The sequence below is a fragment of the Paenibacillus hamazuiensis genome, from assembly GCF_023276405.1.
In the GTDB taxonomy this organism is placed as follows: Bacteria; Bacillota; Bacilli; order Paenibacillales; family NBRC-103111; genus Paenibacillus_AF; species Paenibacillus_AF hamazuiensis.
In genome coordinates, this window is sequence record NZ_JALRMO010000001.1 from 5971138 (window position 1) to 5991789 (window position 20652).

The window sequence follows — 20652 nt, forward strand, 5'->3', positions numbered from 1 at the left end:
TGAAGCTTTTTGCAGTTGTCGTGGTATAGGTTTTGAATGCAAATCATTGTCATCGGCCTCCTTTTCATTGAATTACCAACATCTTACTTGCTGCAGCCTCTGGTCGTCAATAAGCTTCGGGAGGAAAGATTGAGTAAAAACGATTACTCCTGTTCGGACAGATCATTTATCATGGCTTCCCTTGTCTCTATGATCCGCTCCGTCAGTCGGTCCAACCGCTCTTTGATCAAAATAACGTCCGAGTACTCGCGGGGGATGCTTTCGAATCCGTAATAAACGCCGGCTATCCCGCCTGTAATTGCGGCGATCGTATCGGTATCTCCTCCGACATTTGCCGCCCGTTGAACGGCTTCAGTGAACGATCCGCTCGTAAGCAGGATGTGAAGCACCCAACGAAACGTATGAACGACAAAGCCGCTCGGTTCACAGGCAGGTTCATCTTCGAGCAAATCCTCGTATTCCGTATCCGCAATTTCACTCCCGATAGCGTTGGCTAACGACTCGCCGTTTAAAAGTCTAAAGACGATTCGATTGTATATTTCGCAGGCTTGATTGCACCGCTCGTCATAGTGTGTCATTTTCGACTGCATGCGAGATATCTTTTCAATATCCGTGACATTGGGATATATTAACCCGACGGGGAGACAACGCATGAGCGACCCGTTTCCGGCGCTTTGCCCCAGATCCAGATCTGCGAGAAAAGCGGCCTCATACCAATTTCCCTTATAGGTGCCAAGTACTCTGCGAATGATATTCCCAATATCTTTGGGATTCGATCGATACCACTCAAGAAACCTTTCGCCAATAGCCGTCATAGGATTGTGGGGATTCTCGAGGATTCCTTCGGCTACACACAACGTCATCATCGTATCGTCGGTCACTTCCCCCGGCGTCAGGTCCCAAACCCCTCCACCGATCATTTTTGTGAGGTAACCGTGAGTTTGCTGAATTTCTTTGCGGGTCATAAACTCCGTCGTCCCGCCCAGCGCATCCCCGACAGCTACGCCATAAAGCCCGCCTTTGATTTTGGTGTAGAGGTTCATTCGATCGCTCCTTTGAAACATCATCTCTCATTCCTCTCGCGATTCAGTTTCGGTTCCAATTCGGGTTAAAACGGTACAACTTGGACGGACGATGCCCCGCATCCTTTGTAAATTCATTCGTTTCCGTCACCATTGCTGCAATTTTTCTTCGGAACGCCGCCGCCAAAAGCTCTTTTCCCAGTATCACCTCGTAAACCTGCTGAAGCTCGGATAAAGTGAATAGCGGCGGCATCAGATTAAAGGCGATATCCGTATATTCAATCTTGTTTCGCAGGCGCTCAATGCCGTATTCGATAATTTTCGCATGATCGAATGCAAGCCCCTGCGACTCTACGATCTCGCGGCTTATTCTCGATGAACGACCGACGGTGGTCTGTACGATTTTTACGGTGGCAGTCAATATCTCGGATTCGTTCTGAAGGGCGATTTTCACGAGTTTCTCGATTTCACGGCCTTCACTCAAGTTGGTTTTTTTCTCTTGAAACACCTCGTATGTTACTTCGAACCACTTCGCATCTTCCGCGTCATCCCCGGCCTGAATATCCATTTCAGTTCGATCCGCAAGAGCCATGTAAGAGCAGCTAATGACCCGCGTTCGCGGATCGCGATTGACGTCTCCCCACGTAAATAATTGCTCCATGTACACATTGTCGATGTTGGTTTCGCTCTTCAATTCGCGCTGCGCAGCATCATCAATACTTTCGTGAACGGACACGAACCCTCCGGGCAATGCCCACCGGCCAAGAAACGGGTGCTCCCCCCTCTTGATAAGCAGCAGCTGCAACGATTTTTCCGAAAGCTTCCTGTAGTTATCCTGCTCTTTATCCATAACGGTAAAAATAAGCATATCCACCGTAACGGAAGGACGTTCATAGATACTTGCATCATACGACTGTAAGTACTCCTTCTCGGTCAGTCCATTCCGGTCACGGAGCACCGATAGATCCGTCATCATTTATCACCCGATACACATAATTTGTTATTATCATTTTGTTAATATCTACTTGTTATTATATATCGGTTACTCGGTAATTTGTCAATACTCGCGGAGGCAAAAGTTGGAGGGATCTTCAGCTTGAAAATTCAAGGATCGGACGAATCACGCGTTATGGCAAAGGCGGGCATGAAAGGCTGGGAATTCCGGAAGGAAGCGTAATGACCGTTGAATTTGAGCTGGACGGACAGCAATTCGTCGCGTTAAACGGCGGTCCGCATTTCAAATTCAACGAAGCCATTTCGTTTATCATTCATTGCGAGGATCAAGAAGAATTGGACTATTATTGGGAGATACTCCAGAAGGTGGAGATAAAAAGCTCAGGTGTGCGGCTGGCTGAAGGACAAGTTCGGCGTATCGTGGCAAATTATCCCTGCCAATTTATCCGAAATGATCAGCGACACCGACCCGAAAAAGTCGGAAAGAGTAACTAAAGCTTTGCTCCAAACGAAAAGCAAAATTGACATAAACGCTTTATTGCAGGCGTATAAGGGTAGCCATCCATAAAAAAGCGGATGGGGATACCCCCCAAGGGAAGCTCCCATCCGCTTTTATTTTCCTTCCTCGCCCTCCGGCTCGACCAGCCGGTGCCTGTACCACTTCTCCCCACGAAAACGCAGCAAAAAGATCGTGCCCCGCACGCCCCATTCGAGCTGCATCGCAAGCCAAACCCCGATCACACCGAGCCTAAGAACGATACCGAACACATATCCGAGCACGACCCGGAACAGCCACATCGACAGCATCGACATCATTGAAGTGAACCGGGAATCGCCCGCCGCCCGCAGCGCCGCCGGCAGCAGGAAGCTGATCGGCCAGAGCGGGATTTGAGCGATCGCGTTGATCAAGGTCAGCGTGAAAAGCTCGTCCACAATCTCTTCCGGCGGGTGGAACAGCCCGACAAGCGGCCTGTACAGCGGAAGGAGAATCGCGGTCATCAGGACAAAAGAAACGGACGCCAGCCACAGAAACGACTTCGTGAATTTCCGCGCATCCCGGATATTTCCCCTGCCGATGCACTGCCCGACCACCGTGACCGTCGTCGTCGATAACGCGGCCGGCGCAATCTGGTACACCATCGCAAAGGTCGAGCCGATCGCATTGACCGCGATAGCATAAGTGCCCAGGCTGACGATGAAAATTTGGGTCAAAATTTTGCCCCCATTAAAAAACATCTGCTCCGCGGCGAAGGGCAAGCCGACGAACAATATTTTTTTGAACATCGCCATATTGAGATAAAAGGCGTCCCGAATGCGGAATCGCAGGCTGTCGTCCAACCGGACGAGATAATAAATCGCGCAGATAGCGGCCAAATAACGGGAAACATTCACCGCCACGGTCATGCCAAGCACGCCCATATCCAGCACGTTGATGAAGACGACGTTTAAAAACACATAGGAAAAGTTCATGATCAAAGACAGCGTCAAGGTTACCTTCGTCTTGCCGATGCCGCGAAGCGCGCCGCTGATCGCTTCTTTGATCGCAATGCCGACAAACGAGATGCCGTTGCCCACGAGATAAACTCCGGCATGATCAAATACGTCCGCCTCCGCCGATCCGAACAGCAGCTTTAGAATCGGATGGAAAAAGAGCACGATGAGCACGCTGATGCACAGCGCAAACAACGTGACGGCGGAAATCGTGCTGGAGGCGGCCTTGGTCACCATGGAATCGTTGCCGCTTCCTTTATACTGCGCCACAACGACCGTTCCCCCGGTCGCCACGGCGACAAAGACGTTGATCAGAAAAATATTGACCGAGTCGACCATATTGACCGCGCTGACCGCCGCCACACCCGACGAGCTGATCATGGCGGTGTTCACCAGACTGAGGCATACCAGGAAAGCCTGGTCCACCAAAATCGGCGTAAACAAAGATACGATTTGCCGGTAGTCGATCGACTCTCCGGAAAAGTATTTTTCCAACAACGCATGCATTCGGGTTTTAGTATTGGATGATCCCATAGCCGTCACCTGTCATCCGAAAAAGTGCGCAGCCGCCGGAGCGACGGGAATACATACATCCACAGACCGGCCACCGCAATCGTTCCGATGCCGCCGATGAACGTGGCGTTAACGGCTCCGAGAAGCCCGGCCATCATGCCCGACTCGAATTCGCCGAGCTGGTTGGAGGTGCCGATGAACAGCGAGTTGACCGCATTCACCCGGCCCCGCATCTCGTTCGGCGTATTCAGCTGCACCAGCGTAGAGCGGATCACGACGCTGATCACGTCCGAGGCGCCGATCAAAAACAACGCGATCAGCGACACGTACAGGCTCGTCGAAAGCGCAAAAAGGATCGTCGACGCTCCGAAAACCCCCAAGGCCCCGAACAAGGTCGGTCCGAGCGCCCTTCTCAGCGGATAATGCGCGAGCACGAGCGACATAAGCAAAGCCCCGACCGCCGGCGCCGTACGCAGCAGTCCGAGCCCCCAAGGCCCCGTATGTAAAATATCCCGCGCAAAAATCGGCAAAAGCGCCGTCGCTCCGCCCAAGAGTACCGCAAACAGATCGAGCGATATCGTGCCCAGGATCACCTTATGGCGAATGACGAAGGCGAGTCCGGAAAACAGGGAGCGCAGCGACATCGGCTCCACCCTTCGTTCGCTCCGTTCCATGCGGACCCAGCCGATCAGAGCGGCCGCCGCCGCAAGCGCCACCGCCGACGTGACGTACACCGTCGACGGCCCGAGCGCAAAGAGCAGCCCGCCCAGCGTCGGGCCAAGGATCTGCGCCGTTTGCCCGGCCGACGCCGACCAGGCGGACGCCTGCTGGAGCAGCTCCTTCGGCACCAGCTCCGGCACGAGCGCGGACAACGTCGGCCCTTCGAAGGCGCGACAGGCGCCGATCACGGCGGCGGCCAGCAAAATTTGCTCGCGCCCGAGCCAGCCGGCATGGTTGCCGACGACGAGAAACGCAGCGACGGCCCCTTCGCACAGCTGGCAGATGAGCACGATTTTTCGCCGGTCGAACCGGTCCGCCGCATGCCCCACCAGCAGCGTCAGCAGCAGCATCGGCACAAACTGGGCCAGTCCGACAAGCCCGAGACTGAAAGCATCGTCCGTCAGCACGTACATTTGCCATCCGATCGCCACCGACAGCATCTGGAACGAAGTCGTCGACAAGATGCGGGCCGCCCATGCTTTGGCGAAAGACGGCAGGCGAATGACGGATGGACTTTCGGAAGGTAACAAAATCCGCTCACGACCTTTCTATGGTTAGCACAATCACGTGGAAGAGTAGAAAAGGTTCTCGTCCTTACTTTACCACGGATGAGCGGATTATGCTTACAAAAAATTAACATTCGCAGGTTTGAGCCGTAAGGCGAAGAGGTAAGGCGTTGAACGTTCCATTATCCAATAAAGCAGCCTATTACATGGCAGTCGCTTTTTATTGTATCGGCATCGCCGCATCCGTTTATATGGTCTATCAACTGAATATGCTTGGCGTAAAAGGCCTCTCCTGGATACCGGTCTTGTCCTGCATCATCTCGACAATAGCCGTACTAACCAGAATGAGCATGTTTGGTTTTATCGCTTCGTTCGTTTCTTTTCCGCTCGCAGGCGGTTTGTTTGCTCCCCAAACGTTTTTGCTCGGCGTTGTTTTTTTGGCAAATCTTTTTATAAGCATCTTGTTACTGTTGGGAAAAATCGGCAAATCGCAAACTTCTTCTTAGCTCACTTCCGCGCTATTTATCGTTGCAGGCCTTCGGCTGCGCACCCCATGGTCAGATGGACAAACGGCACCGGGTTACCCCAACAAACGGCTTCCTCTAACGTTTCATCTTGTAATCAAAACGATCCGGACATTGAGTCGATTCTCCTTTTCAATATTGTCTCTTTATTCGGACGACCAAGAAGGGATTCGTCATTCAAATAAAGAATCTCCCATACGGGTTCTTCCGGAATCGTAATGAAGCAGAACGCGGAAACCGTCCCCCACTTAAGCTACCCGAACAAACGATCCCGATCATTTCGAGCGGCTGCAGAGGACTGCAATAGCATCGATTTTATCGGTTGATTAAGCATAAAAATACCTCCGTATCCAACATAACACGGAGGTATAATCTTTCGATATATGGTTTGTATGGAAACGCAGGCAACGGCTTCCGCTGCCATCCCTTCGAATCAAAGCGAGGAACTTCGAGCTCAGGGTTCTCCATTTGTTCTTTCCCATTTGTTATATTTAAAAGCGTAACAAATATGAACTATTAATGTAACAGACAGCACAAGCACGATTATATGTAGCAAGTCAATTAGTAGATACTCATGTTTCGCGATTCCCGTAAGTGTCCACCAAAATATAGGTGGTCCCTGTATAATGATAGATGCTACCCCAAATATAAGTAAAACTACGGCTATTATTTTTTTTAATATTACATTTTTGTAAAGAAGAGATATAGTCAAAATCGATACGAGTACCCCTAGTAGAAGACCTACGTTAGCCCATCGCCTAACATAACCATCTTCCGAACCTTGTTCCATTCCTAAAAAGGAAAAATCAAAAACATTTAACTTATAACACGAAGCTAATATAATTGATGCGATCCCGAGTGAACAAGAATACGTTATCAACTTTTTCATATCTCTCCTCCTCATTACTTCCTAAATTTATTCTACATGATAATTTCTTACACTTCCATGACGAAAGGCGCACCACATCGTGATGCGCCTTCCGTTTAAATATCACTTATTAAGTTCTTCAAGTTTCCAAGAGAGACCCATAGGACGAATGTCATGCTCAGTGCTTTCAGTATCTGCTGTTTCTACTGCGTAAACCTCTGCATCGTTTTGTACATTATTTAAATCAGCAACAGAGCCTTCTCCCTCAATTTCAATGAATCCTTTGAAGGAATAATCCTTGCTATTGATGATTTTGTTTAAAGATTCATCAGTAAGTTCTGTGGTAGCAATAGTTACACGTTCACCAAGATTATTAATACCACGGGCATATATTACAGATGCTTTGAGATTATGCTTGGAAATAGTTTCTTTGATCTTTTTGGCAGTTACCGGGGTATTAAAGGTAACCGTGAACTCCTCCTTTACTTTTTGGTTCCTATTATCTTTTTTACTCGTCTTTTTATCTAGAAGATCTCTGTGTTTCTTTTTATAATCTTCCAATTGTTTTCTGTTCGTAATATCATCGTAAGCTTTACTAACTTTAGCCTTCTTTGACTTAGAATGGGTATCAACTTCTACTTTATTTGACAAAATACCTACTGTTTTTGCCGCTTTTGTAGAATTTGATGAGGATACATTGCTTGTTTTAAAATTGTTAAAATATTCGCCTTGCAAAGCAGGACCTGTCGTATTTACACCTGGAACGTTGTTATAGTCTCCGCCAGGGTATAAAGGAGGGATACTTTGAGAGGCATAAGTGATTAAGTATGGATTAGCTGATGAGTTTAGTATTCTAAAATTCGCAGTATAGTTGTAGCGTGTCCAGTCACTCAAAGCTCCACGGCTTACAACTTCAACTTCCTCGTTTCTTCCATATCCCGGTGTTGTACTAGATTCATCTTCCTGGTCATCTTCGAAGTCGAATTTAGGATCGGGTAGAGTCGTAGTGGCGGAATATCCGTTAAGGGAATGAGTGGTTCCGTCTTCCTTCAGATCAAGGGTAAGATATCTACCATATGCTTTTTCGTAATTGTCTATTTGTGCTGGAGACCAGTAAATGCCTTCCAGTGCCGTATAAATATAATTGTCTCCCGCGCTGTAAGAAGCAACGAAATTTCCCGCATTAGGCCTATCCCAATCTGATGGATCAGTATTCACGCTAAGAGCTTTTGTTGCTGTTCCTGCAAAAGCAGTAGGTGCCATGGTAAGGCACAACGTAGTCGCGATAGCGCAAGAAAGAACTTTAAATTTTTTCATAACTTACCTCCAAAATTTATTTTATAACACTACTATAATCTACCATATTTGGATAAAATATAGAATAGTCCATTATTCCCTTTTATTGTAGTTTTATGTCATGTTTCTTAAAATTGTCTATATATGTTATAAAATAGCATATTGATCCAATAGAGGCAAATCACAGCTACCTTGGTATTTAGGGGAAAAAACAAGTGTTTGTAACAGGCTACAAAGTACTGTAGCTTGCTGTCGATAGCAGACGTTCCTTAAAAACTAACCCAACTTTCCGCCATTAGTCGGATGAAGCCTTGATTTGATTGGGTTTTCAAAATTTTATTGGTCACTACAATCTTTTTGCAACCACCGTATGTTTGCGTTTGAGCGGATCTTTGATATCGAGCAATCGATAGATTTCCTGATGAGCGCTTTCCGGCGAACTCGAAACCCGAATGTGGTGAATCTGGTCCTGAGCATCGGTGAGCATGATCGTGCTGCGTTGATGCGTGGATAATACGTTGCGCACCGTTGACCAACGGCGGTGATCATCTTGCTCGATGAGCGTCTTCTCGATGCTTATGAGCAAGTGATACGCCAGCACGGAAATAAACAAGTGACCTTCCGTCCGACTCTTTTGCTGATGGTAAACAGGACGCATACCCAAATCCGTCTTCAGCGAACGAAACGCTTCTTCGACTTGCGTAAGCGTCGTGTACAGTCGCCAAATGTCTGCCGCCGCCAAGTCCTGATGACTGGTTTCAATCACGTAACAACCGGTCAATGTTTGACGTTTGGCGCGGCTTTCTTTCTTGACGTAAGTGACAGCCGTCACCTTCTTCTTTGCCTCATCGAGCTGCAGTACGATGTCGTAGTGAGCAGCGATGCTCGGGTATCGCTCTTTCAGTCGACCGACCCGTTCGCCAACCTTTTCGACAAGTTGAATGTTGCCTTTGGCAACGGACATCTGTAAGCGGACCAGGTCCTGCAGGAAACGCTCTTCCTTGAGCGCGTCCATCGCTTGTTCTTTCTGTTCCCGTCCGGCGCTCAGGCAGAGTACCCGTGAGCCGTTCTCCCACGGGATTTTTTTGACAAAAACCGTCTCGGAGGTGACGTCATTGCCGATGGGTTCGAATGTGTTTCTGGCCTGTTCGAATTCCTGCACATACTCTTTCTCGACAGCCCGGCGCTCGACCACCAGATAAGGATAACCGCCGGATTTGAGCAACTGGATATTGTCCTTGGTGGCAATCCCCCGATCCATGACGATCGTCGGCCGCTCTTGGGCAAACAGATGCGGTTCTTCCGGTGTGTACAGGCGATCCAGAATGTCCGGCAGCGTTTTCGGTTCGGATTGGTTGCCGCCATAAATGCGGCTAAAGATCGGAAAACCCCGGTGATCCACCACGAGCGCCAGCGTCACCAGCGGCCGGTCAGCGCGTTGTTCTTTGGATTTGCCGCGTTTGGCCAGCGTATTGTTCTTGCACTGGCCCTCGAAATACGTGTTGGTCAAATCATACAGAAACAATGTCGTCCGGCTCGGAAACAAGAGCGCTTCCTGGTCGCGCAGCGCCTGCTCGATCCGAACTTTGTGGGCAAGCAGTTCGTCCGCGATCTCGTAAATGGCATCTTTACGGATGCGAGAAAGATCCGTCGGCAACAGTTCCAACAAGGCGGTTTGGTTGCGAAGCCAATGCCATGCCGCCAAATCGCTGGAAGGAGCAACGAGCCGACCGATCACGACCGCTTGAGCAAGCGCCTGTTGCTGCGTGGATAATCCACAGTCTTTCAGAATTCGGTTCAATCCTAATCGCTCCCAAAAGGTATGCGCGACCAATTCCGGACCGAGTGAACGGTGTTCGGAGGAAGCGATACTCTGAAGATCCACGGTGACCAGTTCGCGTTGTTCGTGCCGTTGTTGCTTTTCTTGGGCTTTGGTTTGAACGAACCGGTAATGCTTCATCGCCGCATCGGCCGCTTCGGCAATCGCAGGCTCTTCGGCCAGGAGAGAATCTTGTCCGGCTAAACGAGCTTCCAGAACGGCAGCCAACGTGCGCCACTGAGATTTGGGGAGCGTGAGCGTACCTAGTTCCATAATGACCCGTTGGCGCGGGCCTTTGCCGGTACGGTAGGACTCGACCAATTGATGCTTGGTGTACGTGGTATTCGATTTTTTGTGTTGGGTAGAGGTTTGACGAATGAACATACCTTTAACCATAGCAGAAACCGAAAATAAAGTAAATACTTTAAACATATATTAGGTCACTACATTTGCGACTTTGAAGAGTGACCCCAGTAAGATCAAGGGGTTTCGGGTACGAAAAAGCGGCTTTTGCTCCAAATCGGGCAAAAACCGCGGAAAGTTGGGCTAATAACTTCTATCTGTTCGCAAATAATAAAGATGCAGACTCGATAATAAAGTTGTAGGCTGAAATATTAAAGTTATAGACTCGATAGCGGTAGCGCGTTAAGCCACGCACTTCAATATGCAAAAAAAATAGATAAAAGCCTCATAATTTAGCGGCTTTTATCTAATTCCAACAGAGTATACACACTTATAAATCCACCAGTATCACATGAACCAGTACATCCAATAGTCATATTAATTGAGGTTATTGAGTTATTTACGGGAGGCAGATTCCAATAATTCCAAGACAACGATGCCGCGCCATCAATTTGTGTATCGGGGGTTAGCCCAGCGACTGTTGGTTATCGATGAATCAGGGTTTAACCATCCTGCTGCAAGCAGATTATTATTTTGATCAGTCAATTCGCACCACACTTCATCACCACCATAATTAAATACATTAAAAAAGGAAACATTTTTTACCTTCAAGTAATCCTGTGGATTGAGTTTGACCATAAGTGTCTAAATACAAATTTGCATCGCTTGCGAATGCAGGTACAGCAACCGTGAACAAGCATGAAGCAGCAAGCATTAAAGTTATTAAACTCTTTTTCATGCAGATTCATGGTACGCAGCCGCGCTAACCGGGGGTTCTCGCTATATAAAGGCTGAATCGCTCCGGCACCGTTCGACGCTCCCCCGGTTTTCCGCACCGCTTCCGGTCAAGGGGCATCGGCGCAGCATTGCGCATGGGCCGGCCTCTATGCCCGGGCAAGAACATTTTTTTACCCCAGCCAATAAAAAACTTTCCCGTTTGCCGTTTCATTCGCTCCGCCCGCTGCGGCAGGAGCAAGCTGCCCCGGATTCCACTCCACGGAAGCGAATTTCACACCGGACTGCGGCTGATCGCCGATCGACACCAGGGTCCCCCTCGGGACCAAGGGGTACAGCTCTTCCATATCCGCATTGGCCATCCGGATGCAGCCGAGCGACATATCCTTGCCGATCGACTCGGGAGCGTTGGTGCCGTGAATGGCAATGCCGCCCATGCCGAGTGCGGCGTTTCCATAAACCCCCGGATGCTGGCCCTGCGGCTCCTTCACCCGGTCGGTTACGGTAAAGGTCCCTTCCGGCGTCGAGTCTGTCGCTCCCAGCCCGACCTCCTTCTCCATCAGCAGCGTCGAGCCGGAGAGCAGCTGAAGCGAATGGCCGCTTTTGCCCACTACCAGCCGATAACGCCCAAAGTCCGGAGCCTGCGCCCCCCGCTCCCCGGGGACATTCGGATAAAACATATCTCGAACCTGCGCAGCCGACGCGTCATACACCCATCCGCCGGAACCGTCGTACTTACGGGCAATGCGGCTCAGGCCGGACTGCGCTTCCTTCGGGATGAAGCTCAAATAGTTGTGCGGGTAGTCCCGGACCAGCTCGTCCAGCGAGATCGGCGCTGCGCCGGTATCGGCTATATAAGCCTCCAGCGCCGTGCGCACGAGATTGGCGCCCGCTTCCGTAACGGGCTTCAGCTTTTGAAAATCCGTATTAAGAAAGCGGATCTTGACCGTCCGGTCCTCCGCCAAGTTATATTCCGCCACGACAAAAGCCATCTGCTTCCACGCCGCATCTGTCATCGGAACCGCTTTCTTTCCGGTGCCGGATCCGCTTTTGGCAATTCCGTATATCCAAATATGCTGCCCCGGATTTGTTTTGGCGAGCCCCAAGGCTTGATCGTACAGAGCTTGCTCAACGTCCTTGTGCGGTTTGTCGTAAGGGAAATACATAATAAACGGCATCTCTACGCTCTCGTAAGTGATTTCTTTCCCTACGCCCCACGGCTTCAGCGCGGAAACCGAAAGGGGAATCGAATCTTTTCCCAGAAAAAGCCCCAAAAGAATCAAATTGAGCAGCAGTAGAGCAACGAGCATCACCTTCCAAAAATACGGCAGAGCCGGTCTGCTCCTATAGACCACTGCCTGCGGCGGAGATGGCATCTCCACGCGCGGCGGAGGCGCGGGGTTCCTGCCTAACCTGCGGAGGGAGCCGGATGCATCGTAATAATATGGCGAAGGATAGGTCTTCATGCATTCGTTGTAATGATAGACCGCTTTTTCTTTGGCGCCCTGCTGCTCGTATTTTTGTCCCACCTTGTAATGCGCCTCGGGCGATTTGGGGTCCAAATACCGCAAAACCTTCTCATAATACATAGGATCGCTGCGGTTAATGTATAGATTTTTGTGCAGATGTACGACCTTCTCATCCAAGTGGCTTTTAAAACGGCTGCTTGTTCGGTCCAATAGTGTCCCCCCTGTCATTTGATCCGTTCTCAGGTTCGCGCGGCGTTTTTTGATACATATTGTATCATAAAACGCAAATTTTTTTCCTACTCCTACGAGGTTGCCGATCATAAGAAAACAGCCCTCTACCCCAAATACTACGATACATTTTGTATCAGGTCAATAGCGTCTTCTCATTCATAATGAAGAGACGGCTTTTGCCCGGATATAAGACTCATGAAATAACCCTAAAGTCCCATCCTTCCATTGTTATGTGAACATTTTGTAAAAATTCGACAAATATGCCTACAAATTTGAAGCCTTTATCCCAATTATTCGTATACATATTGTCAAATTTTGCAAAAAGACAGAGAAGGAGGAATACATGTGAGACTTGCCATCGGGATAAAGCTTGTCCTCGGTTTTTTAACCATTTCCTTGCTTCTGGCGGGAATCAGCGGTTTTTCACTGTTTGAACTGAGGCATATCCAAAGCTCCTACAACGATCTGGTGGGCCGAAGAGAAATTATTTTAGCGAATTCCAAAGATATTCGGGCAAGCGCGCTGCAGCAGATGAGCAGTCTTCGCGATTATTTGCTGACCCAAAATCAGGAAGGGCTGGCGACATACAGACAGGCGAATAAGGAGGTATCGGACATTATTGTCAAAACGCTGCCGATGGTTCGGCGCGATGAGGATAAAGAGGCTTTGAACAAATTGGGCGAGCTGAACAAACAGTTTAAGGAAAGCGCCGAGCAGGCCATTGCCTTGGCGGGTACCAGCAAAAGCGAAGCCGTACAATCGGCCGGGGCTGAGCATGCCGCCTCCGAGTCGCAGAGCGTATCGACGGCCACGGAAGAGCAGCTTGCCTCGATGGAGGAAATATCCGCCTCTGCGGCCTCCCTGTCCGACATGGCGGCCGAGCTGCAGCAGCTGATCAGCAAATTCAGGCTGTAGGAAGCAGCCAAAAAGGAACGGCCATCCCCTCACGTCATATCGTGAAAGGATGGCCGTTTTTTGCTGTCGGGCTCGCGTATGCTTTCACCCGGAGGACCTCTCCTCCGCTATGGTCTCGCGTGTCACATCCGAAATGACTTCCTGCTCCAGCCGAATGCCCTTCTCCAGCATCATTTCCAGCACCGGGCGCCAATCCGCATATTGCGGATCGCTCAACGCCTGCCGAAGCTGCACGGCGTATTCCTCGCTGGCTTCCGCCGCTGCGGCCTCGTACTTCAGCAAAGTGGCTGCGTCCATCCATAACGGCTGCAAATGAGGGATAAATCGTGCCTTCACATACTCATAAATCCGAATTCCCCCGATGTCGATATCGCCCCAGTGGTACGCTTCGGGCATGAGCCGATCCCCCGCGGGCCGGACCGCCCCGGACAGCTTGCGGAAAAAGCTTTGCAGCAAGCGGCGGGGATAACCGCCCGTGTAGATGACCAGCTCCTCGGCGCTTCGGTCGCAGCGCTGCTCCAGCCATTGGTGGTAGCTGGTCAGGTTCTCGATCGTCACAATACGCCGCGCCGTCGTGGCGACCTCCGTCATCTTCCGGACGGTTTCAGCGGATAATCCGACGCCTCCGGCAAACGGCTCGCAGCTCAGCTCCCGGCTATCGATCTGAAACGTCAGCGGTCCGCTCAGCCAAACGTACTGCGGATTTCGGGCAAGCCCGAGCAGGTCGAGCCACTCCTCCTCCGTATCGCGCTGCTCGCCGGAAGCCATTTTCGCCAAAGCCAGCAGCCTTTTGAGCACCGAGCGCTCCAGATGCTTCGAATCCTGAAACAGGCGCTGGCTGAACAGTCGGATAGAGACGGAATTCCCTTCCAGCAGCGGCAGCTCGCTCAGCGCCCGCACGAGGTCCTCGTATCCCGAAGGATCGTCGACGTCGAGATGCGGGCTTTTTCCTTGCGACAACGCGGCATCCGCCTTCTCCCGCCATTTGCGCACCCACACCCAGGGATGATTCGCCAGCGGTGCCAGCACCTGACGGAGACGCTCGAGTTTCTCCTTGAGCGGTACGATTCCGGCCAAACCGTATGCTTGCTGCACCCGGTCCAACGGCAGGATCACCTTGTCGATATCCGTGCCGGCGCTAAACTTTGCCCAGACTAACTCGAGGACGCCGAGATGCTCCAGCTCAAGCAGCGCTTCATTCATCCACTGCCGCTTGCGGAAATCCATCTCATCGTTATAATCGGCGGTAAACGGGCTTTTGCCCATCGCCAGCTGCGGCCGCTGCTTGCCCGGAACTCCGGTGGCGAACGATTGGCTCTGCTCGTATTTGCCGAGGAGGATATCCAGCAGCCTGCGGGTAAACTGACGCTTGTACGACGATTCATTTAACTCCATATAAGACCGAAACCTCCTGAACGGTTTGCTGCGCCCTTAAGATAGCCCTGGTAACTCCACCGAAAGGAAGACTGGATGCCCGGCGCCCATTTTCATGCTGTCCGGTTAGCGCTTTGACACCGATCGCAGACCGAACGCGAGAGTCGGAGTTACCGCTATTGCTATGGTCCGTTCCCGTGCCTCTCCCGGCGTGCGGCGGAACTTGCAAGGCGGATGCTGCGGCCCGCCTCAGGCAGTTGCTGCGGTACTGTGCAGCAGGTGATGCGGCAGCGCTCATCGGCGGGATTGTCGGCCCCATGGCGGCTCAAAAGAGCGTCCCCTGCTCAGCCATTTCGTCCCGTCGAAGATGCCCCTTGGCCCCGGCGGCTTCTTCCGTCCTTTGGGCGGCATCTCCAGACGCGTCATCAGCCTCGTCCCATCTGTCGATCATATCGACAAAACACTGATAATTATGCTTGCTGACAAACAGCGTGGTCGTCACCTCCGGCGCCATATGCTGCATCTTCTCGTCCGGCACGGCCGCGATGAGCTGAAGCCCCATCTGCTTGATCAGGCGCAGGCTGGACTGGATCCGCTGCTCGTCCATTTTGTTGAACGCTTCGTCGAAGACGACGAGGCGCGAGCTTTTGTTCGAATACAGATGGTGAAAGGACGCCAAAATCGCGATGTAAAACGGCGTCTGCGTCTCCCCGCCCGACTTCTCCTTCAGCACCTGCGAGAACCGGTAGCGGGCCCCGTTGCCGGAGGTGACCATAATATCGAAGTCAAGGTACTGGCGGTAATCGGTGAATTCCTCCATGTCCCCCGCTTCGCCGCGCACGAGCTTTTCGAACAGCTCGTGCAGGACCGCCGTCCGGTCGTTGTCCGGCAAATCGAAGAGCGAGCCTTTTTCCATAAGCAGCGGATCCATCACAGCCTCGTAAAACTTCCGGTAGCGGTCGCTCGCGGAAACCTCGAAGTGGTACTTGTCGTCGGAAAAAGGAAAATGCCGAAGCGCATGGTTAAGCTGCTGGAACTCGCGGCGGGCCATCTCGATCGCTTCCCGCAGCTTGAAGATAAAATGCGATTTGAACTCCTCTTCCGACTCGGCAAGAGCCGCCTCCACCTTCTGCTGGTACTCCGGGATGTCCAGATGCTCGATCTGCTCGAGCAGCTTCTCGTAGGCGGCGTTGTCCGGGTCGTTCACATCGCCGGCAAAAGCGTGGTCGATATTGTACTTTTGCCGGAATTTGACGACTTCCTTGAACTGATCGTCCCGGCGCGTCTGCTGCCCCTTCCAGCTGTTCTCCATACCTTGCAGCCTCTGCCACGTGCTGGCCGCCGGATTCTGCCGCCGCGCTTCCTCGAATCGCTGCAGCGCACGCTGCTCGCTTTCCGGACCATGCTCGGCCACCCATTGCGCCAATACGGCCTCGGCTTCGCGCACCCTGGTTTGCTGCAGCAGCACCGCTGCGGCTAGCTGCTTGCACTCGCTCTGCGCTTCGCCGTCCTCCTTCTGCAGCTCGCCCCACTTGGCGGTCCACTGCCGCTCCGCTTCCCGCCAATGCTCGTATTCGGCCTTGAGCCGGTCCGCTTCGGACAGATCGAGCCGCTGCAGCTCGGCATCCGCCTGCGCCAGCAGAAGCCCGCCTTCCTCGCGCTCGCGCATCAGCTTCAGGTTCGCGGCCAAATTCGCGTAAAGCGACCGCTTTTCCTTCATCCGGTCGATCCAGTACCGAAGGCCGTCCGCCAGCGAGCGCAGCCAGTCTGCTTCCTCGCGGGCCGCCTTCAGCTCAGCGCGGCGGATTTCCAGCTGCCGGGCGATCGCTTTGGTCCCTATGTAGGGCACCTCATATTGCCTTTTCGGAATTTGCCGGGCGACAAGGTTGCTGTACACCATGCAGCTTTGCGTAACTGCCGTGCGGTGCTTGCGCAGCTCCTGCTCGTCCGCCGCCTTCATCACCTTGCCAAGCAAATGCTCCACATGCGCCTGAATGACGGGATGCTCCGCCTGCAGCTCCTCGGCCAGCGATCCCGGCTCTGCCGTACCGAGGTAACGCCGCTCCTTGTCCGTATCGACAAGACCGACGCCCTCAATCTGGTGCTTCCATTTTTCCCGTTCATAGATGCCCAGCGCCTCCGCGAAGCAATCCGGCTCGACAAGAAGATCGAACCGCTGCGTATTGAGGTACCCCTCCAACACGTTCCTCCAGCCTTCGTCCGCCAGTTCCGTCTCCTCGCAAAAAATCCAGACAGCGGACCGCCCCTTCAGCCTGTCTTCCAGCAGCGCCTTCAGCCGGCGCACGGGCTCCGCATAGCTGCGCCGCTTCTGCTCCAGCTCGCGGATGATCAGCTCCAGCTCGCGAATCCGTTCATCCGCCGCGCGCAGCGCCTCCTTCAGCCGGGACTCGCCGCCGAGCAACCGCTCATACCAGCCGGACAGCGCAGCGCCGGCTTCCTCCAGCACGGCCGCCCACGATTCTTCCTCGTGCGCAGCCACGGCGCCGTGCTCGGCAAGCTGGACCAGCCGGGCCATGTCGTCCCTGAGCCGAAGGGCCTGCTCCCGCTCACCGGGCTCCCACGGCCAATAGTCGTTGCCTGGCCACTCTGCAAAAGCATCCAGAAGCCGATGCTCCTTGCCAAGCTGAGCCCGGTAGACGCCGAGCTGCCGCTCCAGCTCCGCGCGTTTGCGTTCAAGCTCGCGGATTTGCGCCTCCAGCTCCCGCTTCCGCTGCTCGGCGGCGTTGTTTTGCCAGCGCTGGTAAGCATCGCGGCTTTGCTCGCCGGCCTCGTTTTTCTTCAGCTCGGCCAAACCGATCTGCTCCCGGACATGAACAAGCCGCTCCTCCGCCTGCGTCCTGGCGCGCTCCTGCTGCTCGAGATTTTCCGCTTCATAGGCCGCTTTCAATTTGCGAATGACATAGTCTTGCTCCTTGATCGTCTCTTTCAAGCGAACGTACTGCTGGTAGCTGCCGCGAATCGTTTGCAGCTGCGTCTTGCGCTGCTGCAGCAGCTCCAGCTCCATCCGGTAGCGTTCGTGGATATCGAAGTTTTGCTTCATCAGGTCGAGCTGAAGCTCCCGCTTATCCAAAATGTAATCGTAGACAAAGTCGCGAATATTTTGGATTGGCTTGAACGACAGCGCTTTGGTGAAAATTCGGAAAAAGCGCTCCTGCAGCTGCCCCATCCGGGCGAGCAGCGCCTTCTGATAATTGGACTTGTTGCGCTCGAACAGCGACTTGATCCTGCCGCCTGCGCCGGGCGATTGCGCGCCGCCCGAGCCGGATCCGTAGCGCCGCCGGAATTCTTCGCGGTTCAGGAGATGTCCTTGAACGCTGACGAAGTCCAAATCGTCCAGCCGGCAATCGGCTAAAATAAAAAATTCCTCCTCGTACGAACGGTCGCGGTACACGTCGACGGCGGTGCCGACGACAAACGACTCCCGCTTGTCGTCATCACGGAACTCGGCGACAATGTAAGTCGTAAAGTCACCGTCCCGCAGGAAAGATCTCTCGTCGCTGCCGATCTTTCCTCTCAAGTAATTTTCAAAGCTGCGCTTCGCTTCGTCGTGCGCCGCCGCGTTAAAGCGGATGAGCCGCTGGTCGGCGACGAACAGGACCTGGAGCGCGTCGATGATCGTCGACTTGCCAGCCGCATTTTGCCCGGTGATGAGCGTCTGCTTGCCGAACTCAAGCGTCACGTCGGTAAAATAATGCCAATTAATCAAGCGAAGCCGCTTCATCCACTTCATCGAACAAATCTCCTTCCCCGCCGGTTTCGTACCTCTCCAGCCGCTCGGCCAGCTGCTTCAGCCCGTCGGCTTGAATCAAATACATCCATGTATGGAACAGCTTGAACCGGGCATCGTCGGAACGCGTATCTTCATCGAGCGGTTCCAGCAGCTGAAACTGCGAGCAGAACCGGATCAGCTTATCCAGCGTAGTCCGGTTCACCCAGTCAAGCCGGAACGTCTCGTATTTGCTGCGAATTTCGTACAGCGTCGTCATCGGAAAATCCGCGAGGGACAGCCCTTGCCGCTTCTCCTCGTAAATCAGCCGCAGAACGAGCAGCCACACCGTCTGCTCGCGGTCCAATCGCTTACGCAGCCGCCCATCGGGGATATGCAAATAGACGCATTCATGCCGCTCATCCACCGACAGCTCCCACCCGAGAAAGCGAAAATATGCCTCCAGAGCCGGACGGTGGCGGCGGATTACCATGTAGGCCTCACGGTCCTTTTCCTTGACAAGCAAGTTGACCTCAAGCAGCCGGTTGATAACGTCCCGTATTTTCCCCTGCTCCGAATCGCTCACGTCGTGAAACATCATCTGCGGCCACTCCCTTCCTTGCGCACGATCGTATGGCCGTCGAACCGGTACCCGCCGATTTCCAAAATTCTCCTCGTCTCGCTGCGCTTGATGCGAAAGCCAGACCCGCCGTCGGACCCGTACAAATATACGTATCCGAGCATAATGAACTGCTCGGCGGTTTGCGGCGCCAGCTCTTCCATCTCCATCTCCGCGCGGTCGCCCATGCGGCCCAGCACGTAATCATCAACCTTCTTGCGGGTAATCGCCTTGCGCATCCGCTCCCGGTTATAACTGCGCAGCTCGGCCAGCACATCCTCCGGCACGTCCACCTTCACGTGCACGTCCGGTTGGTGGGGCGCTCTTTTGCGGCGCGGAGAAAACATCGATTGCTCCGACACCCCGCGTACCTGCCGCAAGGCAAACAGCCGACCCCAGTCTTTTGCGTCATGCCTTTTTCCGATCAGCTCCAGCACCCGCGCAAGCTGCCGGTCCGTACCTTCGTTTTGCTGGCTCAAATAGCGGGCGCGGTCGTAGGACGAGCGCAAATACTGGTTATGCCGCACATCGATTTGGTAAAACAGCTCCTCCAGGCCCGTAAACGTATCTTCGATGAAAAAAAGCGCCTGCCTGACCGCATGCTCCGCTTCTTCCTGCGAGGGGAACATGCCGCTGGTAACCCCGTCCAGCGCCGCCTCCTCCAGTTGATCCCGGTCCAGCAGCCACATCTGCACCGTATTTAAAATTTGCATCCGGTAGCGGGCTACGTGATCCGACGTTTTCAACCGGTGGTAGCTCTTGTCGATAATTTGCGATTTATAATGATCGAAATGGTGGTCCAGCACATCCTGAATAGATGTCTGGCGAACCACCTGCTCCATATGATGCTTCATATTGTTGTAAAGCGAAACCAGCTCCTGGCGGAACTGCCCGCTGACGTCAGCCGCGCCGAGCACGGCGGAGCAAGGCTGATGCTTCGCCGCATCTCCGGTCAGCGACTGGTAAATGAGAAACGCGAAGCGCTGGTACTCGACCGTTTTCGCATCGCACAGCTCCTTCAGCACCCCGATGATCCGGATGGCGTAATGCGGCAGCACGATAAACCGCTCGAATTGCGAGCGCGTCTCCACGCCGATCCATCTCAGGCGCTCGAGCCGCCTCAGCACCGCCCCTGCCTGAGCGCGCGTGATGTCCTCCAGGCTAAGCTGATCCCGCTCCGGGGCGGCGTCTTGGCCTTCCTCATCGGTTACGGCAAGGTCATCTCCCAGCTCCTTGTACGTTTCCAGCATCTCCTGCAGCAGATCGCGCATTACTTCATAGCGGATCCCGAACCGTTCGGTTTGCGCATGATCGAACAGCAGCAGCAGCGCCTCCGCATATATGCGTTTGTTCGGCCCCGACAAGAGCTGAAACAGCCCTTCCGGAATCACGTCAAACAATTTCATCGTCATCACACACGTTCCCTCGGCACTTTTTGTCGATCATTGTAAAAATTATACCATGTTT

Annotated in this window: 14 protein-coding genes and 1 pseudogene; 4 read left to right on the top strand and 11 right to left on the bottom strand. The window is 52.9% G+C overall.

The window, feature by feature from the left end:
* Window positions 1-143: 143 nt before the first annotated feature.
* Both MYS68_RS25915 and MYS68_RS25920 read right to left on the bottom strand, forming a co-directional pair.
* Complete coding sequence (locus MYS68_RS25915; protein ID WP_248928619.1) at window positions 144-1043, bottom strand: ADP-ribosylglycohydrolase family protein; 900 nt, start codon at window positions 1041-1043, stop codon at window positions 144-146.
* 43 nt (window positions 1044-1086) lie between these two features.
* The gene (locus MYS68_RS25920; RefSeq protein ID WP_248928620.1) at window positions 1087-1995 is read right to left on the bottom strand and encodes an NUDIX hydrolase; all 909 of its coding nucleotides are present in this window, start codon (window positions 1993-1995) and stop codon (window positions 1087-1089) included.
* A gap of 179 nt (window positions 1996-2174) precedes the next feature.
* Here MYS68_RS25920 and MYS68_RS38625 point away from each other — a divergent pair.
* Both MYS68_RS38625 and MYS68_RS38630 read left to right on the top strand, forming a co-directional pair.
* Window positions 2175-2294 (top strand): annotated as a pseudogene (locus MYS68_RS38625) (VOC family protein); the annotation flags it as partial.
* 67 nt (window positions 2295-2361) lie between these two features.
* A complete protein-coding gene (locus MYS68_RS38630) occupies window positions 2362-2544 on the top strand; it encodes a VOC family protein (protein WP_338043617.1) in 183 nt (60 codons plus the stop codon).
* A gap of 44 nt (window positions 2545-2588) precedes the next feature.
* On the opposite strand, the gene MYS68_RS25930 is transcribed toward MYS68_RS38630, so the two are convergent.
* Complete coding sequence (locus MYS68_RS25930; RefSeq protein ID WP_248928621.1) at window positions 2589-4001, bottom strand: MATE family efflux transporter; 1413 nt, start codon at window positions 3999-4001, stop codon at window positions 2589-2591.
* Between the two features lie 5 nt (window positions 4002-4006).
* The gene (locus tag MYS68_RS25935; RefSeq protein WP_248928622.1) at window positions 4007-5230 is read right to left on the bottom strand and encodes an MFS transporter; all 1224 of its coding nucleotides are present in this window, start codon (window positions 5228-5230) and stop codon (window positions 4007-4009) included.
* A gap of 146 nt (window positions 5231-5376) precedes the next feature.
* Here MYS68_RS25935 and MYS68_RS25940 point away from each other — a divergent pair, with 146 nt between their 5' ends.
* Window positions 5377-5712: a hypothetical protein gene (locus MYS68_RS25940; protein WP_248928623.1), complete on the top strand. Its 336-nt coding sequence runs from the start codon at window positions 5377-5379 to the stop codon at window positions 5710-5712.
* A gap of 1009 nt (window positions 5713-6721) precedes the next feature.
* Here the strand turns inward: MYS68_RS25940 and MYS68_RS25945 are convergent.
* From MYS68_RS25945 to MYS68_RS25955, 3 genes are all read right to left on the bottom strand, one after another.
* Entirely contained in the window at window positions 6722-7915 is a 1194-nt protein-coding gene (locus MYS68_RS25945) for a hypothetical protein (protein ID WP_248928624.1), read from the bottom strand.
* 325 nt (window positions 7916-8240) lie between these two features.
* Window positions 8241-10097 (bottom strand): IS1634 family transposase, encoded by a 1857-nt coding sequence (locus tag MYS68_RS25950; protein WP_248928614.1) that lies wholly within the window; start codon window positions 10095-10097, stop codon window positions 8241-8243.
* 926 nt (window positions 10098-11023) lie between these two features.
* The gene (locus MYS68_RS25955; protein ID WP_248928626.1) at window positions 11024-12529 is read right to left on the bottom strand and encodes a L,D-transpeptidase family protein; all 1506 of its coding nucleotides are present in this window, start codon (window positions 12527-12529) and stop codon (window positions 11024-11026) included.
* 366 nt (window positions 12530-12895) lie between these two features.
* Between MYS68_RS25955 and MYS68_RS25960 the strand changes: the two genes are divergently transcribed.
* The gene (locus MYS68_RS25960; protein ID WP_248928627.1) at window positions 12896-13465 is read left to right on the top strand and encodes an MCP four helix bundle domain-containing protein; all 570 of its coding nucleotides are present in this window, start codon (window positions 12896-12898) and stop codon (window positions 13463-13465) included.
* A gap of 84 nt (window positions 13466-13549) precedes the next feature.
* Here the strand turns inward: MYS68_RS25960 and MYS68_RS25965 are convergent, their stop codons facing one another.
* The 4 genes from MYS68_RS25965 to MYS68_RS25980 all read right to left on the bottom strand — a co-directional run bounded on the left by MYS68_RS25965 (window position 13550) and on the right by MYS68_RS25980 (window position 20597).
* Complete coding sequence (locus MYS68_RS25965) at window positions 13550-14860, bottom strand: Wadjet anti-phage system protein JetD domain-containing protein (RefSeq protein ID WP_248928628.1); 1311 nt, start codon at window positions 14858-14860, stop codon at window positions 13550-13552.
* Between the two features lie 304 nt (window positions 14861-15164).
* Window positions 15165-18590 (bottom strand): ATP-binding protein, encoded by a 3426-nt coding sequence (locus MYS68_RS25970; protein WP_248928629.1) that lies wholly within the window; start codon window positions 18588-18590, stop codon window positions 15165-15167.
* Window positions 18559-19167, bottom strand: coding sequence for a DUF4194 domain-containing protein (locus MYS68_RS25975; RefSeq protein ID WP_248928630.1), 609 nt, complete (start codon window positions 19165-19167; stop codon window positions 18559-18561). The genes MYS68_RS25970 and MYS68_RS25975 overlap by 32 nt, the downstream gene beginning before the upstream one ends.
* A complete protein-coding gene (locus MYS68_RS25980; protein ID WP_248928631.1) occupies window positions 19164-20597 on the bottom strand; it encodes a Wadjet anti-phage system protein JetA family protein in 1434 nt (477 codons plus the stop codon). Before MYS68_RS25980 ends, MYS68_RS25975 begins: the two co-directional genes overlap by 4 nt.
* Window positions 20598-20652: the final 55 nt, after the last annotated feature.

What these genes read in the sequence shown, in the direction of transcription:
- MYS68_RS25970 (WP_248928629.1), bottom strand. Translation starts at nt 18,590, where the DNA reads ATGAAGTGGATGAAGCGGCTTCGCTTGATTAATTGGCATTATTTTACC.
- MYS68_RS25930 (WP_248928621.1), bottom strand. Translation starts at nt 4,001, where the DNA reads ATGGGATCATCCAATACTAAAACCCGAATGCATGCGTTGTTGGAAAAA.
- MYS68_RS25920 (WP_248928620.1), bottom strand. Translation starts at nt 1,995, where the DNA reads ATGACGGATCTATCGGTGCTCCGTGACCGGAATGGACTGACCGAGAAG.
- MYS68_RS25975 (WP_248928630.1), bottom strand. Translation starts at nt 19,167, where the DNA reads ATGATGTTTCACGACGTGAGCGATTCGGAGCAGGGGAAAATACGGGAC.
- MYS68_RS25965 (WP_248928628.1), bottom strand. Translation starts at nt 14,860, where the DNA reads ATGGAGTTAAATGAATCGTCGTACAAGCGTCAGTTTACCCGCAGGCTG.
- MYS68_RS25945 (WP_248928624.1), bottom strand. Translation starts at nt 7,915, where the DNA reads ATGAAAAAATTTAAAGTTCTTTCTTGCGCTATCGCGACTACGTTGTGC.
- MYS68_RS25915 (WP_248928619.1), bottom strand. Translation starts at nt 1,043, where the DNA reads ATGAACCTCTACACCAAAATCAAAGGCGGGCTTTATGGCGTAGCTGTC.
- MYS68_RS25980 (WP_248928631.1), bottom strand. Translation starts at nt 20,597, where the DNA reads ATGACGATGAAATTGTTTGACGTGATTCCGGAAGGGCTGTTTCAGCTC.
- MYS68_RS25950 (WP_248928614.1), bottom strand. Translation starts at nt 10,097, where the DNA reads ATGTTCATTCGTCAAACCTCTACCCAACACAAAAAATCGAATACCACG.